A 14358-nucleotide genomic window follows, 5' to 3' on the forward strand; every position below is an offset into this window, starting at 1 on the left:
GTGGCGTGGCGACGATCACCTCGCTGTCTTTCGTCATCACGTCGACCTACGACGGTGCGGGAATGCGCCGGGCGCGTCGGGATATGGATGGGTTCGGCAGCAGTACGAGGTCTTTGCACAGCATCCTGACGCCTTTCAATTCTCAGCTCAAAATCATGTCGGCGCGTGCTATCGCCCTGGCTCCGGCGCTGCTCCCTGTAGCGACTGCGGTGGGCGCGCTTGCCGGTGGGATAGCCGCAGCGTCGACGGCCGCGGGTGCGGCGGCAGGCATCTTCGGCGGCGCCCTGGTCGGTGCTCTGAAAAGCGTATCCGCTCAGGTCAAGGGTCCCACCGACGCGCTGGAGCGGCAGAAGGCGACGCTTGCCGGAATGAAGCCGGGCACGGCGGCATACCGCGAGCAGCTGAAGAAGGTCGCCGAGGCGCAGAAGGTTCTCAACCAGACGATTGCCGGTCTGTCGGAGCCCGCACGGAAGTACATCAAGTCCGAGCGGGAGATGAAAAGCGCCTGGGGCGATTTCATTCAGGCGACAGAGAAGGACACGCTGACTCCAGTCTCCATTGCGATGGATGCCGTGAGCCGCAACATGGGCAAATTCGTTCCCATCGTCAAAGCCGTGTCTCCTCTGGTCACCAAGCTGGCGCAGGATTTTGCGGACTGGATGGACGGCGAGGGGCTCGACACCTTCATTGACCTGGTCCTCAAGTACGGCGTTCCCGCCCTGAAGGATTTCATCCGCATCGGCAGGAATGTCGTATCGGCCCTGGGGGACGGCTTCCGGGATTTCCTGCCTCTCGGAGTGAAGGTTGTCAAAGCGCTGGCCGACGGCTCTCAGGAGCTGAAGGAGTGGGCGGCGGAGGGCGGTTTTGAGCGATTTGTCAACAAGTTCCTGGACAGCGCTCCCGAGCTGAAGAGTATCTGCAAAGACCTCGTTGTCATTCTGGGCAGCCTCGGCGTTGCTGTGGAGTCGACGTCAGAAGAGTCGGTCACCGTTCTCGGAATTCTCGCGGATCTTCTTTCACTGCTCAGCCCCGAGCTGATTACTGCGATTACGTACGCCTGGCTGGGCTGGAATCTGGCTCTGGAGGCCTATGCCCTCTATTGCACGGCTGCTGCAGCAGCGTCGGTGCTTCTCGCGACCGCGACGTCTCCGTTCTTCCTGCTGATAGCAGGCGCTGCGCTCACGGTGCTGGCCGTCGTGGCGGCACTTGCCGCACTCGCGGCAGGGATCTACTTCCTGGTCAAGTACTGGGACAACGTGACGGCAGCTTTCAAGACGGCGTGGAATGCCACGTGGAATGCCATCAAGATTGCCGCACTCGTTGTCTGGGATGCCCTCAAGGTGGCGTGGGCCGCTACGTGGGTTGCCATACAGGCGGCTGCCCGCGTTGCCTGGGATTTTCTGACGCAGGGCTGGGGGCAGTTCTGCCTCCTGTTGCTCGGGCCTCTTGGCGTGCTGGCTTTCATAGCCCTGCACTGGGCCGAGATATGGGGGTGGATCAAGGAATCCGCATCGACGGTCTGGAGCGCACTTCAGGCAGGCTGGGCCGGATTTCTCGGGGGCCTTTCGACGGCATGGAATTCCGTGTGGGGTGCCCTGACGACTGCATGGCAGGGCTTCATCGGCCCGTTCATGGAGATGTGGAATACCGTCTGGCCGCAGGTACAGCTTGCTGCGCGGAATATTTGGACCGGTCTTTCTATGGCGTGGTCCGCGCTATGGAAGTCGATCCTGTTTGTGTGGAATCTGTTCTGGGGTGAATTCGGGGGTAGCTTCACGGGCGGGTGGAATGCTCTCTGGGTCACCGTCCTGGGTATCTGGAACATCTTCTATGCGACGTTCTCGGCGCTCTTCTCCTCCGCCTGGCAGGGCCTGACTGCCGCGGCCTCCGCTGCGTGGAAGGCGATGACGGCTGCCTGGCAATTCGTGTGGACCACGATGGTCAGTGTCTATCAGGTCGGCTGGGCCATTCTGTCCGGCGCCTGGCAGACCGGGTGGGCCTGGCTGACGGGTGCCGCGCAGATTGCCTGGTCGGTTATGACCGGCGCCTGGAAGGTCATATGGGCGACTGTCACCGGAATCTGGAACACGTTTTACGCGACGTTCAGCGCCGTATTCTCCAGTGCCTGGAACGTCCTCGTCACCATCGCGACCGGGATCTGGAATGTAGTCAAGGCGGCGTGGCAGGCGCTATGGGCCACTGTTACCGCAATCTTCCTCACCTTCACCGCAGTGTTCACCGGCAACTGGGGAATGGCCTGGAACGCGATCAAGGATGCTGGCGTCGCTATCTGGAACGTCATAAAGGTGGCGTGGCAGGGTTTTCTCAATGTTCTGGTGGCGTACTTCAACGCCTTCGTCAGCATCTTCACTGCCGCGTTCCGGGCAGCCTGGACGGCAATCCAGAACATCGCCACCACGGCATGGAACGCCTTCAAGGCGTCGTTCCAGGTCTTCCTGACCGCGCTCCAGAATCTCTGGAACACCGCCTGGACGGCGATCCGGAACATCTTCCAGACGGTCGTCAATGCCATCGTGGCCATTGCTCAGGCGGGCTGGAATCTGCTCCGGGCCGGAATGCAGGCCTTCCTTACCGCGGTGACCGCGATATGGAATACCGCATGGACGACGATCCGCACCTTCTTCCAGACGACCGCGACCGGCATTGCCGCCGCAGCCACGTCGCTCTGGGACAAGATGCGGGAGATCTTCAGTGCCGGGTCGACGTGGCTCCGCAACACCTTCTGGAATCCGGTCCACGATTTCTTCACGAAGACGATCCCGAATGCATTCGACTCTGCCGTCAAGGCGATAGGCAAGGCCTGGGACGGCCTGCGCAAGATGATTTTCACGCCCGTCCAGGCGATTGTGGACGTCGTTTACAACCGTGGAATTGTCAAACTCTGGAACATCGTTGCCAAGGTTTTCAGCGCGAAAGAGCTGAGTGAATTCCACCTTCCCGGCTTCGCCAAGGGCGGCCCGGTCGACGGCCCCGGGTCGGGGACGTCGGACTCGATCGTCGCGCGCCTGTCCGCTGGCGAGCACGTGTGGACGGCGAAGGAGGTCGCGGGCGCAGGCGGTCATGAGGCCGTGGCGGCGCTTCGCAGCCAGGCCATGGGCGGCGCGAAGGTGCGTGCCTTCGGGGATGCGGAGCACCGCTTCGACGACGGCGGCGGTGTCCTCGGTACTCCCTGGGGCCCGGACTGGGGCCCCGACCTGGTCCCGAACGGCATCATCAAGAACGCCCTGAAGGTCCTGAAGGATGTGGTCCTGGGAGGCGTCTACGGCGTCATCAAGCCGCCGATCAACGCGGCGGTGGGCGCCGCCCAAACGGCAGTCAGGAAGATCATCCCGGGCGATGACAGCGGACTGGAGCAGCTGGCCACCGGCATCCCCCGCAAGATGGGCGACACGGTCCTGGACTGGATCAAGGAAATGGACGTCGCTCCCGTCAGCGGGGGCGGCTTCATTCCGTGGGCCAAGTGGAAGGACGGCGACGGCGAGAAGGTCACCTACGGCGGCGTGGTCGTCAACAAACGCACGGCCGCCATGCTGAAGAACGCCTCCAAGTTGGCCAGGACCGCTTTCACGATGTTCCAGGGCAGCTACAGCAACAGCGTGGGGCAGTCCGCCGGGACGCATGCCGGTGGCGGTGCGGTCGACCTCGGACCGGCCAAGGACTCGATCGTCGGCGCGATGCGCGCGTCCGGCTTCGCAGCCTGGCGGCGTACGCCGGCCGAGGGATTCTCGCCGCACATCCACGGCATCGCGGTGGGCGACCCGACGGTGTCGCCCCAGGCGGCGCAGCAGGTGAAGGATTTCCAGGCGGGTCTGAACGGGCTGGCCAACAAGGGGCCCGACACCTACAAGGGCGGAACCGTCACTGGCGGCAAGTCCCCCGCCGCGGCGCAGGCGATTGCCAAGAGCATGCTGGGTGCCTACAACTGGTCGACCCACTGGTCGGCGCTGAAGGCCCTGTGGACGCGTGAGTCGGGCTGGCGCTGGAATGCGGACAACCCGACGAGCGATGCGTACGGCATCCCGCAGGCGCTCCCCGGGAGCAAGATGAGGTCGGCCGGTGCGGACTGGAAGACCAACCCCGCGACACAGATCAAGTGGGGTCTGGGCTACATCAAGGACCGCTACGGCACCCCGACCAGGGCGAACGACTTCCAGAAGGCGCACAACTGGTACGGCCTCGGGACACCGGGGGCGAGCCGCGGCCCGGCGGTCGTCGGCGAGTCCGGCCCGGAGTTCATGAACCTCCGGGGCGGTGAGCGCATCGACACCTTGCGGGACCTGGTCGGCCGCGGCGGCGGTGACGTGAACGTCGAGGTGAACATCCCGATCACTGGCCGTGCCGACCACGGCGTCGTCGACCGCCTGGAGCGGGAGACCATCCCCCAGCTGACTATGGCGATCAAGCAAGGAGTCGGGAGGCGTCCGTGACTTCCCTGGCCCACATCTGCAATGACGACTTTCGTAACGAAGGTTGGGTGCTGGTTGGGTCAGGGGTCTCGCGGCTCTTCCACTGCTGGAACAACGATGACGACAGCCGCTACTGCTACAACCCGCCGCACAAGGGCCGGGCCTGCGTCAGGTTTCCCGTCGACATCGGCACCGTGCCGGAGGGCGCGGTCATCACATCCGTCACGGTGAAAGTCCGGGCGCGGAAGATGGACGGCCAGAACCGCACGCTGACCATCAACGTGTCCTGCCTCGATGACACCTCGCGATTCACCTCGCGCACCATCCCGCTGACGCAGACGATCGAAGACTACGAGGTGGCGACCTACCAGCGGGACCCGCTCGGACACCCCTGGGACATCCATCGCCTGAACAAGCTGCTCTGCCAGGTGTTCAGTTATGCGTCGTCACTGCACTGCATCCGCGTCTACAAGGTGTGGGTGCAGATCAACTACCGGGTCAGGCCTACCGTCACAGTCGAGGCGCCGACCGGCACCGTGCTCACCCCGAGCCCGGTCATCAGCTGGACGTACAGCCAAGTGGATGGTGATCCGCAGGCGAAGGCTGAGTACCGCATCTTCACCGCGATCCAGACAGCAGAGTCGACCTTCAGCCCGAACAGCACGCCCCCGCAGTACCAGGCGACGGTCGAGGGTGACATCACGTCCCTCACCCTGCCGACCTCGATCAACCCTGACGTGTACTCCGTGTACGTCCGGGTGTACTCCAGCTTCGGCGCCAAGAGCGTCTGGGTGGGCCGTTCCTTCACCGTGCAGGGCCCCTCGCCCGGCGTGCCCGGTGACGACAACACCGTGAGTGGAACCCCCGGCATCGGTGTGGTCAGCGTCGTCCCGGACAGCTACGCGTCCGCCGTGGCGCTGACCCTGCGGGACAGCTCGAACCTCTTGAGTGTGCAGTCGGCTGACTTCGAGACCCTGACCGACGCCCCGGAGTACGTCACCACCAACTGCACAGCGGTGCAGGACACGAGTGTCTATTACGCGGGCGTGGCCTCGCTGAAGATGACCGCGTCCAGCGCGGCCACCATGTCCGTGCTGAGCCCCTTCGTGGAGCTGGCGCCGGACTCCCCGGTGACGGTGCGGGCGCAGCTCCGGGCGGCCGTCACGGCGCGCTCGGTCGCCGTCCGGTGCCGCTTCTACGACGACACGTACACCGCCGTTGCGGGCACCATCACAGGCACCGGCACAGACGCCACCAGCACGTGGACGGAGGTGAAGGCGAGCGACACGTCCCCGCCGACGACTGCGTACGCACGTGTCGAGATCGAGGTGACGAGCCCCGCGAATGGGGAAGTACATCACGCCGATCACGTCGGCCTGATGTACGGGGCCAATGCGCCCTGGTCCGACGGCGGCCACACGAGCCGCAACATCCTGAGCGCGTTCAGCGCCACGGGCGACGACCCGGTTGGCGACAACTGGGTGGCCGGCGCGGGCAGCTCGATCAGCCGCGTCGCGGTGACCGGCACTGGGTCGCACGGCACGCTGACGAAGCGGCTGACCTACACCGGCATCACGCCCTCGCTCGCCTTCCGTGCGACGGGCACGGCTTTCACGTCGCCGACCAGCGGTACGGACTTCACGCTGAACCGGCCGGTCGGAGTCACGACCGGCGATCTCATGCTGGCCTTCGTCAGCTCGAACCAGCACAGCACGATCACGCCGCCCGCAGGCTGGACGGCCGTCAACACGGCCTCGATCGATGACGGGTCGACGGACACGGCGCTCTTCGTCCTGAAGCGCACCGCGGGTGGCAGCGAGCCGTCGACCTGGACGGACGGCAGCCTGAGCGTGGCGTCCACGCGCCGGTACGCCTGCGTCGTCGCGTACAGCGGTGCGGCGGATGCCGCGGACCAGTTCGTTGCCGAAGGCGTGCTGACGCGCGCCACCGGCACGCCGCTCTACATGACCTCTGCGGTGGTCACGAACTCGGACGTGAACGCGTGGAGGGTGGCTGCCTTTGCGGTGAGCGACAACGCGGGCGGCGGCTCGATGATCGCCAACATCGCGCCGCCGACCAGCTCCGCAGACATCGCCTACGTCGGCAAAGGCACGGCCTGGACGACGACCAGCAACAGCACGTCGTACGTCATCAACCGACCCAGCGGCATCGTTTCGGGTGACCTGATGGTGGCCACCGTGGCGATCAGTGACACGGTCATCGCCACGCTGACGGCACCGTCCGGCTGGACGGTCGTCCGGCAGATCACGGAGTCCGATGGCGCGGCCAGTCTGCGCTTCGCGGTGCTGAAGCGCACCGCGGGCAGCAGCGAGCCCAGCAGCTGGACGGGCACGCTCAGCGCCACAGTGAAGCCGATCGTCACGCAGGTCAGCGCGTACCGGAATGCCGACACGGCCGCGAACCAGTTCATCGCGGAGAACACCTCGCAGAGCGGCAGCGGTAACAGCATCAACACCGCGGCGGTCACGAACACCGACAGCCGTGCCTGGCGCATCTCCGCATTCGGCGCGTCCGGCGACTACTACACAGGCTGGGGCTACACCTCGGAGGTGACGGAGCGGTCGGACACCTCGGCTGAGTATCAGGTCAGCTGGTACAGCTACCGCACGGCGACGCTGATGATGGCCGACTCCAACGGCCCGGTCGGCACCGGCTCGCACTCGCGGACCGGGTACCTGGATCGCAACTGGTATGCGGGCGCTTCCTGGGTCGGCATCATCAAGCCGCTGCCCAGCGCACCCGCTCCCGGTGCCAACGAGACGGAGCGCAACGAGAGCACGGCGGGCAGCACGGACCCGTGGCTGACGACGGGGATCTACGACAGCAACGGTGTGGTGCCGGTAGGCGCGACGTCGGTCACGGCGAGCTTCACCCCCGGCAGCGGCACGGATATCAACAGCGCTGCGAGCTGGATCGGTTTGATCAAACCGGCCGTCCCCCTGGTCGCGGGCAAGACGGTGGCGACGATGCCGGACGCGGTCGATGTCTCCGGCATCGATCCGGCGATCATGCAACTGGCGGGCAGCAAGGTCACGTTCACGTCGGGGTTCCTGGGCAGCACGTCCGGCACTCCGTACCTGACGCTGTACTTCTACCGTGCCAACCAGCTGATCAGCAGCCAGACGATCCAGGGCACGAGCTTTAACGCCACGACCTGGGTGAAGAGTGCGGGGACCTTCGCGGTCCCCGACGGCACGACGCGGATCAAGGGCGAGGTGTCGGTCACGGACCGCGCAGTCAGCGACCTGGTCTACTTCGACCGCGTCGGCATCCTGCTCGGGTCGTCGTCGGTGTGGCGCAACGGGACGGGACGCAGCACGCATGCCGTTTGGCACGTTCCTGAGTTGCAGTATCAGGACGATGACGGCAGCGGGTACGGCGAGTGGCAGGCACTGCCTGGCATCGCCGCGAGCCCGCCCGTGTACGACCCGCTGAGCGGCGTCGCGACGTACACGGACGACACCGTCATCCCCCTGGTCAACCGGCGCTACCGGGCGCAGACCATCTCGTACGGCCTGGCCGGCGACCGCTTCGTCAGCGGCTTCGGCCCGCCGTCGGATGAGGTCTCGCTGACCGCCGTGAACTGGTGGCTGAAGGACATCAGCACGCGGACCGCGATCTCGCTGCGCGTCAAAGCGGAGCCGCTGCAGGTCGGGACGACGGGCACGAGCGTCATGTATCAGCCGCTCGGTGAGGATTACCCGGTGGTGCTGTCCGAGGGCTACAAGGGCGACGCAATCGAGCTGACGCTGATCCTCAAGCGGGAGGAGTACGCGCCGTTGCGGGCCCTTCTGCGGTCGGGCCGGACGCTGTTCCTCCAGACCAACGTGGATCACGCCTGGTGGGTCCGCGCGGTCGGTGATATTCAGGCCGAAGTGCAGGTCTCGGGGCAGCGCTTCGTCGATCCGATCCGTTTCGTGAAAGTCACCTTCGTGCAGGTGGCCGCCCCTGAGTCCTGAGAGGCGGGCCGATGGCAGTCCAGCGCGCATCGGCCCGCCTGCTCGCGGAGATCAGGCGCAGTCACCAGGTCTACGCCTACATCGACGTGATCTCTCCGACGCAGGAGCGGATGCGTCTGCCCGCGACCGGGGGAGAGGTGAACTGCGACCGCACGGCGAGCGTGCGGCGCACCTGCAAAGCCACCTGCGTCGATCCGCTCGGCACGCTGGTCCCGGAGGGCCCCGCCAGCCTGCTCACTCCCTACGGGACGGAACTGCGCCCCTACCGCGGCGTTCGGTACAGCGACGGCACGACGGACGTCTTGCCGCTCGGCGTCTTCCGCCTGGCCAAGGTCAGCGTCTCCGACGGCACGGGCGGATCACCGGACATCCAGCTGGACGCCTATGACCTGAGCCGCACCGTGGCCAGGGACAAGTTCGTCAGCCCGTACGTCATCGCTGAGGGCACGAACATCGTCGACGCGATCAAGGCGATCCTGGAACGCACCTTCCCGGACCTGTCCTACGACGCGATCAGCACGACCAGGACCACGACGGCACCGCGCCTGTACGACGTCGGCGACGACCCGTGGGAGGCGGTCACCGAGCTGGCCACCTCGCTCGGCTGTGACATCTACTTTGACGTGGAGGGCTGGGTCGTCATCGCCCCGCCCGTCGACATTGACGCCCTGCCTTCGCCCGACTTCCAGTACATGCCGGGGCAGGGCAAGCTGCTCGATCTCTCCCGCGTCTTCACGGACGAGCCCGGCTACAACGGCGTCGTCCTGACGGGGGAGTCGCCGGGCGACGAACTGCCCCCGGTGCGCGCGGTGGCGTGGGACGAAGAGCCGACCAGCGCCACGTACCACCTGGGTCCGTACGGCGAAGTGCCGATGTTCCTCACGGACCAGCTCATCAAGACCGCCGAAGAGGCGCAGGCCACCGCGGACCAGCTTCTGCGGAACCTGCTCGGCTTCAGCGCGCAGCTCTCGATCACCGGCATCGTGAATCCTGCGTACGAGGCGGGTGCCGTCATCGAGGTGGTCCGCGAGCGCAGCCACGTCAGCGGCCTGTACGCGGTCGACTCCTTCAACGTGCCCCTGGACGCGAAGGGAACGCAGTCCCTGACGCTGCGGCAGAAGCGGACGGCGGGGGGTTGATTCACGGGTACGTGCTGTGCGGGCGGGATTTCTGCTGATCCGCGTGCAGCATCTGGTTTCCGGCTGCACTGACAGACAGGGTGACCCCTGTTATTACCAGGCCCAGAATGAAGCGTGTTGCTCCGCTGTCGGTCGACATCCACCACAGCCCCAGCGGAATCACTATCGCCAGCCCCAGCAGGACTAGAAGAATCAAGGTTCCCGTCATGGTATTTCCCCCGTAACTGCTACTGCGCGGCACCTTTCTCCTGAATCAAGAAACTGTCAATTGGGGCGAGCGGGGGGCGCATGAGTACCCCCGACGAGTCCGTCCCGTCCGAGCCGCCCGTCACTCCCGAGGAAGCCGCCGCGCAGGACGCCGCGGCACAAGCGGAGGCCGCCGCGGCGGCGCAGCTCCAGGCGATCCGCGAGCTGGCCGCGGAGATCGCGAAGCAGACGCTGCTGGACTTCGATCCTGCGACGATCCGCAAGGGCACCGTGACCGCCATCGCCGACACCGCGAGCCCGCCGACGCTCAGCGTGCAGATCAGCGGCGACACCACCACAACCATCGACGGCATCCGCTCCATCGAGAGCTACGTGCCGGTCGTCGGCGACACCGCGCTGATCATCAAGCAGGGCACCGACCTGGTCGCCCTCGGCAAGATCGCCGCGGCGTACTCCGCAACCTCCTGGACGGTCGTCACGCTCGGGGCAGGCTGGACGCACAACGGCAACGGCGGGGGACAGGTCAGGTACCGGCGCATCTGGGACAACGGCTCACCGAAAATGCAGTGGCGCGGCGTGGCCGCCCGGTCGAGCGGCACCGTGGCGGTGAGCACGCCGCTCGCAACCGGATACCGCCCTCTGGCGCGCGTCCCGGTCGACGCGGGCCGCTCGGAGGCGGGCGGTGCCACCACCGTGAAGCTGCACTTCGAGACGGACGGCACGGTGGTGATGGTCGGCGGGACGACCGTGCCGACCGCCGAGGCCGCGAGCGGCAACACGGGCAGCGAGTCGTCCCACTCCCACGGCATGGAGAACAACGTCCACGACCACGGCGGGGGAGTGTCGAGCGAGGGGTCGCACACCCATGGCATCGCCAACAATGATCACAACCACGGCGGCAGCACGAACAGCGCCTCGGGTCACAGCCATACCATCCCGATCACAACGCACAAACACGGATCGGCGGCCGACGGGGAGCCAGGCGGCACGACCAGCGTGAACAATCACTCTCACTCGATCAACGAGACGACGCACAAACACGGGTCGGCGACGGCCGGCCAGCCCGGCGGTACGACGGGGACCGAGGCGCACAGCCACACGCTGGGCAGCCACACGCACACGCTGACGGTCACTGACCCGGTCTGGATCTCTTTCAATGGCATCGAGTACTTCCTTGACTGAATCGGCCGCTGACGCCGCCGACCCTGCCAGCAGCGTCCTGGTGCAGTACGGCGCCGTGGGCGTCATCGCGCTGCTGGCCATCGCCGCGGTACGCGTGCTGTACGTCCGCCTGAGCGCTGCCCTGGACCGTGAGACGCAGCGCGCGGACCGGCTCGAAGAAGAGCTGCGCAAGCTCAACGAAACGGTGAGAAGTGAGTACGTCGCCACCATCACTACGGCTGCGCAGGCGATCGTCGACGCGAATCGCGCCATCGAGGACGCACGCGCCGCAGTCCGACGGAGTTGATCTCATGTCGCAGGACCACACGCGAGATTCCCCGTTGACCGCCTCGGAGAAGCTGCGCGAAGACCTGCTGCGCATGGCCGCACGGCTGGCGGCCTTCTCAGAGGAACTGACAGCCAAGGCGGCACTGCTGCGCAGCGAATCGGGGGACGACGGTGACTCAGGAACCGGAGCCGCTGAAGCGGCTGACTGAACTGGCGACGCAGCTCATCGAAGAGACGAAGGCGCTCAGCGGGGAGAGCGGCAAGGAGTTCGCGAAGGTCTCCCGCAGGATGCGGCGCACGGACCGCACGGTCGTTCTCCTGATCGGCAGCATGCTGCTGGATGTGGCCTTCACGGTGCTCATGGGCTTCGGCTACGTCCGGGTCGACGGCAACACCGACCGCATCGACGAACTGACCCACCGCCTGGACGTCTCGCAGTCCGACACCCGGCAGAAGGCGCTCTGTCCGCTCTATCAACTTTTTCGCGACTCCAAGTCGGCGGCGGGCCGCAAGGCGGCGCCGGACCCGAAGGCGTACGACCACGCCTTTGAAGTGATCGAAGACGGCTACCGGGTGCTCGACTGCAAGTCCTTCGCGGACGGCGACAAGTCGTGGTCCGGGCCAAGTCCGAAGGGATAGCCCATGTCGTCCCCCCTGTCCGCCGCGGACTTTCTCGCCGCCCTGAAGGGCGAAGGCCTGGTCGTCGTCCAGCATGGCGACTGGCGCACCCACAACCGCAACCACATGGGGCCGTGGGGTCCGGTGCACGGCGTGATGATCCATCACACGGTGACCCAGGGCAGCGCCCGCACGGTGGAGATCTGTTACCGGGGCTACGCGGGGCTTCCGGGCCCGCTCTGCCACGGCGTCATCACCAAGGACGGCCGCGTCCATCTGGTCGGCTACGGCCGCGCCAACCACGCGGGCCTCGGCGACGACGACGTGCTGCGCGCGGTTGTCGCCGAGAAGCCGCTGCCCGCCGACAACGAGGCGAACACCGACGGCAACCGCGCCTTCTACGGCTTCGAGTGCGAGAACCTCGGGGACGGCCGCGACCCCTGGCCGGCCGTGCAGCTGGAGGCCATCGAGAAGGCGTCCGCCGCGCTATGCCGCGCGCATGGCTGGTCCGAGCGGTCCGTCATCGGTCACCTGGAGTGGCAGCCGGGCAAGTCCGATCCGCGCGGCTTCACCATGGGCGGGATGCGCGAGCGGGTGAAGCGCCGCCTGGCAGCGCGTCCGCCCCACACGGTCCGTCCCGGCGAGCATCTGGCCAGCATCAGCGCGCTGTACGACGTGCCGTGGATGGCCATCGCCAAGGCCAACGGCCTCAAGTCCCCCTACCGGATCTACCCCGGTCAGGAACTGAAGATCCCAGAAGTGAGGCAGTCATGAAGGTCTCGAAGTACGCCAAGGCGGTCGTCGCCGGACTGGCCGCAGGCGCCGCGTCGCTCGCCACGGCGATGGCCGACGGCTCCCTGAGCACGCAGGAAGGGCTCACGGCAGTGGCCGCGGTGCTCGCCGCCTGGGGTCTGACCTGGGCCGTGCCGAACAAGCCGCAGGGCCCGCAGGGTCTGTGATCCGAGCGCAGCAAAGCCCCCTTCACCTTCGGGTGAAGGGGGCTTCTTCGCGTGGAATCAGGAGGACTCCGGCGCGTAGATGTTGGCGACCAGCACGACGCTCGGGCCCTCTTCGCCGTCTGCTGTGACGGTCGCGCGAAGCAGCACGTACTCATCGCTCCTGGTCTCGCGCCACCGCGTGGCACCGAGGTGATCGGCCCACTGCTCGAACGCCGCGCGGTCCTTCGCCGGTTCGCCGGAGTTGGCGTGGCCGAGGGCGGCGCCTGCGCACGTCGTCGTCCAGTCGAGACGCGGCAGTCCGGCGGCTCTGCCCTGGGCGCGCAGGGCATGTATCGCAGGCGAGGCCACGTCAGCGCCTGCACAGTTCGACGAGACTGGCGTTGCCCTCGTACCAGCGGCGCACCGTGGTGCCCTCGATCCCCGGTCGGCCGAAAAGCGGGACGCCCGGGGTACGGAAGTCGGCTTCCTGCACCGTCCAGGCTCCGGTGATGTGCCAGTACATGCCCAGTGCGTCATTGCGACGGCACTGATGCAGGGTCATGGTCGCGAGCGGCGCTTCGGGGTGATCCGGGAACGGGCACACCTCGACGGGCTCGGGGACGATCGTGCCGTCCTCGCGGGCGCGGTAGATGCGGACCTCGTCCCTGAAGTCGAAGGCGCGGTACGTGACGGTCCTGCTGAGTGTGACGCTCATGATCCCCCCTGACAGGCGGCGGGTGCTTCCTTTTCTGTATTACGAGAATTCTGCGAGGTCTTGTCACCGTCAAGGGGGTGCGCCATGATTTTCTGCATGACAGAAACCGACGGCCCGAAGAAGCGCGGACGCCCTGCGACCGGCAGCGGCGAAGGGGCTTCGGTGCGCGTCGCGTCCGAGGTGAAGGCGGCCTTCGACGGTGCTGTCGCAGCGGCGGGCTCGAACCGCTCCAAGGTCACGGAGCAGCTGTGGGCGTGGTTCGCTGGCATGCCCGGCGCCAAGCTTCCCGAGCGTCCCGGCGACGCGAAGCCCCCGGTCCGGTGAGGGCCGGGGGCTCTTTCGCATGCCCTACTTCAGCGTGCCGTCCTTCTTGAGCTGCTTGATGTAGGCCCGGTCGCTGCGTGCCTTCTTGATCTTGCCCACGTTCTCCTTCGTGGTGGCGGTCCGGCGCTTGGCCGCACCCATCCGCGTCCGGTAGAAGGGCGTGATCAGTTGCCGCAGGAACGGGTGCTTCGCGTCGCGGCTCCGTGGAATCTCACCCATGCCGCCCCCTCCCCTTTTGCCCATCGACGGTACTCCGCTCCTGACCGGTGGCCACTGCACGTGCGACGCCGTGCCGGGCGTCGCACCCTGGAGACATGGCACCCGAGATAGTTGTCCACCGCCCCTCCCCGAGCGGCGGCCGCCGCGTCACCGTGGGCACCGCCATCCTGGGGCTGGCCCACGACGACCGCGATCTGATCGAGTTTCTGCGCCGGGCCGGCCTGGAGGATGCCGAGGCCCTGGTGCTCGGGGACTCGAAGCTCATCCACTGGCGCGGCGGGCGCGCACACGAGTACGAGGCGGCGTAGTACATCCCTGTGGCGGGTTGAGTGATTCGGGCTT

Annotated in this window: 14 protein-coding genes and 1 pseudogene; 11 read left to right on the top strand and 4 right to left on the bottom strand. The window is 66.6% G+C overall.

The window, feature by feature from the left end; genetic code table 11:
* Positions 1 to 5: 5 nt before the first annotated feature.
* Genes DEJ49_RS33505 through DEJ49_RS33515 form a run of 3 tightly spaced genes read left to right on the top strand, consistent with a single transcriptional unit; the run spans position 6 to position 9546 of the window.
* Positions 6 to 4448, top strand: coding sequence for a hypothetical protein (locus DEJ49_RS33505; RefSeq protein ID WP_150187582.1), 4443 nt, complete (start codon positions 6 to 8; stop codon positions 4446 to 4448).
* 47 nt (positions 4449 to 4495) lie between these two features.
* Positions 4496 to 8407 carry a hypothetical protein gene (locus DEJ49_RS33510; RefSeq protein ID WP_150187583.1) on the top strand — a complete coding sequence of 1304 codons (3912 nt, stop codon included), beginning with the start codon at positions 4496 to 4498 and terminating at the stop codon, positions 8405 to 8407.
* An 11-nt stretch (positions 8408 to 8418) separates the two neighbouring features.
* Positions 8419 to 9546, top strand: coding sequence for a DUF5047 domain-containing protein (locus DEJ49_RS33515; RefSeq protein WP_150187584.1), 1128 nt, complete (start codon positions 8419 to 8421; stop codon positions 9544 to 9546).
* 1 nt (position 9547) lies between these two features.
* Here the strand turns inward: DEJ49_RS33515 and DEJ49_RS33520 are convergent, their stop codons facing one another.
* Complete coding sequence (locus DEJ49_RS33520) at positions 9548 to 9754, bottom strand: hypothetical protein (RefSeq protein ID WP_150187585.1); 207 nt, start codon at positions 9752 to 9754, stop codon at positions 9548 to 9550.
* 80 nt (positions 9755 to 9834) lie between these two features.
* Here DEJ49_RS33520 and DEJ49_RS33525 point away from each other — a divergent pair, with 80 nt between their 5' ends.
* The 6 genes and pseudogenes from DEJ49_RS33525 to DEJ49_RS33550 all read left to right on the top strand — a co-directional run bounded on the left by DEJ49_RS33525 (position 9835) and on the right by DEJ49_RS33550 (position 12779).
* Entirely contained in the window at positions 9835 to 10935 is a 1101-nt protein-coding gene (locus tag DEJ49_RS33525; RefSeq protein ID WP_150187586.1) for a hypothetical protein, read from the top strand.
* Positions 10928 to 11221 (top strand): hypothetical protein, encoded by a 294-nt coding sequence (locus DEJ49_RS33530; protein ID WP_150187587.1) that lies wholly within the window; start codon positions 10928 to 10930, stop codon positions 11219 to 11221. The genes DEJ49_RS33525 and DEJ49_RS33530 overlap by 8 nt, the downstream gene beginning before the upstream one ends.
* Before the next feature lie 4 nt (positions 11222 to 11225).
* The gene (locus tag DEJ49_RS33535) at positions 11226 to 11411 is read left to right on the top strand and encodes a hypothetical protein (RefSeq protein ID WP_150187588.1); all 186 of its coding nucleotides are present in this window, start codon (positions 11226 to 11228) and stop codon (positions 11409 to 11411) included.
* A complete protein-coding gene (locus DEJ49_RS33540; protein WP_150187589.1) occupies positions 11374 to 11841 on the top strand; it encodes a hypothetical protein in 468 nt (155 codons plus the stop codon). The genes DEJ49_RS33535 and DEJ49_RS33540 overlap by 38 nt, the downstream gene beginning before the upstream one ends.
* A gap of 3 nt (positions 11842 to 11844) precedes the next feature.
* Positions 11845 to 12429, top strand: a pseudogene (locus DEJ49_RS33545) (N-acetylmuramoyl-L-alanine amidase); the annotation flags it as partial.
* A 161-nt stretch (positions 12430 to 12590) separates the two neighbouring features.
* Complete coding sequence (locus tag DEJ49_RS33550) at positions 12591 to 12779, top strand: hypothetical protein (RefSeq protein WP_150187590.1); 189 nt, start codon at positions 12591 to 12593, stop codon at positions 12777 to 12779.
* A 57-nt stretch (positions 12780 to 12836) separates the two neighbouring features.
* Here the strand turns inward: DEJ49_RS33550 and DEJ49_RS33555 are convergent, their stop codons facing one another.
* Both DEJ49_RS33555 and DEJ49_RS33560 read right to left on the bottom strand, forming a co-directional pair.
* On the bottom strand, positions 12837 to 13127 hold the full coding sequence (locus DEJ49_RS33555; protein WP_150187591.1) for a hypothetical protein: 291 nt from the start codon (positions 13125 to 13127) through the stop codon (positions 12837 to 12839).
* Position 13128: 1 nt separating this feature from the next.
* On the bottom strand, positions 13129 to 13473 hold the full coding sequence (locus tag DEJ49_RS33560) for a hypothetical protein (protein ID WP_150187592.1): 345 nt from the start codon (positions 13471 to 13473) through the stop codon (positions 13129 to 13131).
* A gap of 96 nt (positions 13474 to 13569) precedes the next feature.
* On the opposite strand from DEJ49_RS33560, the gene DEJ49_RS33565 reads away from it, so the two are divergent.
* Positions 13570 to 13797 carry a hypothetical protein gene (locus tag DEJ49_RS33565; protein WP_150187593.1) on the top strand — a complete coding sequence of 76 codons (228 nt, stop codon included), beginning with the start codon at positions 13570 to 13572 and terminating at the stop codon, positions 13795 to 13797.
* 24 nt (positions 13798 to 13821) lie between these two features.
* On the opposite strand, the gene DEJ49_RS33570 is transcribed toward DEJ49_RS33565, so the two are convergent.
* A complete protein-coding gene (locus DEJ49_RS33570) occupies positions 13822 to 14016 on the bottom strand; it encodes a hypothetical protein (protein WP_150187594.1) in 195 nt (64 codons plus the stop codon).
* A gap of 95 nt (positions 14017 to 14111) precedes the next feature.
* Between DEJ49_RS33570 and DEJ49_RS33575 the strand changes: the two genes are divergently transcribed.
* A complete protein-coding gene (locus DEJ49_RS33575) occupies positions 14112 to 14324 on the top strand; it encodes a hypothetical protein (RefSeq protein WP_150187595.1) in 213 nt (70 codons plus the stop codon).
* The last annotated feature ends 34 nt before the right edge of the window (positions 14325 to 14358 follow it).

The sequence above is a fragment of the Streptomyces venezuelae genome, assembly GCF_008642335.1.
Classification (GTDB): domain Bacteria; phylum Actinomycetota; class Actinomycetes; order Streptomycetales; family Streptomycetaceae; genus Streptomyces; species Streptomyces venezuelae_F.

Bases quoted from the DNA above. Each gene is read 5' to 3' on its own strand.
- DEJ49_RS33575 (WP_150187595.1), top strand. From the start codon at position 14,112: ATGGCACCCGAGATAGTTGTCCACCGCCCCTCCCCGAGCGGCGGCCGC.
- DEJ49_RS33550 (WP_150187590.1), top strand. From the start codon at position 12,591: ATGAAGGTCTCGAAGTACGCCAAGGCGGTCGTCGCCGGACTGGCCGCA.
- DEJ49_RS33565 (WP_150187593.1), top strand. From the start codon at position 13,570: ATGACAGAAACCGACGGCCCGAAGAAGCGCGGACGCCCTGCGACCGGC.
- DEJ49_RS33515 (WP_150187584.1), top strand. From the start codon at position 8,419: ATGGCAGTCCAGCGCGCATCGGCCCGCCTGCTCGCGGAGATCAGGCGC.
- DEJ49_RS33570 (WP_150187594.1), bottom strand. From the start codon at position 14,016: ATGGGTGAGATTCCACGGAGCCGCGACGCGAAGCACCCGTTCCTGCGG.
- DEJ49_RS33525 (WP_150187586.1), top strand. From the start codon at position 9,835: ATGAGTACCCCCGACGAGTCCGTCCCGTCCGAGCCGCCCGTCACTCCC.
- DEJ49_RS33535 (WP_150187588.1), top strand. From the start codon at position 11,226: ATGTCGCAGGACCACACGCGAGATTCCCCGTTGACCGCCTCGGAGAAG.
- DEJ49_RS33560 (WP_150187592.1), bottom strand. From the start codon at position 13,473: ATGAGCGTCACACTCAGCAGGACCGTCACGTACCGCGCCTTCGACTTC.
- DEJ49_RS33520 (WP_150187585.1), bottom strand. From the start codon at position 9,754: ATGACGGGAACCTTGATTCTTCTAGTCCTGCTGGGGCTGGCGATAGTG.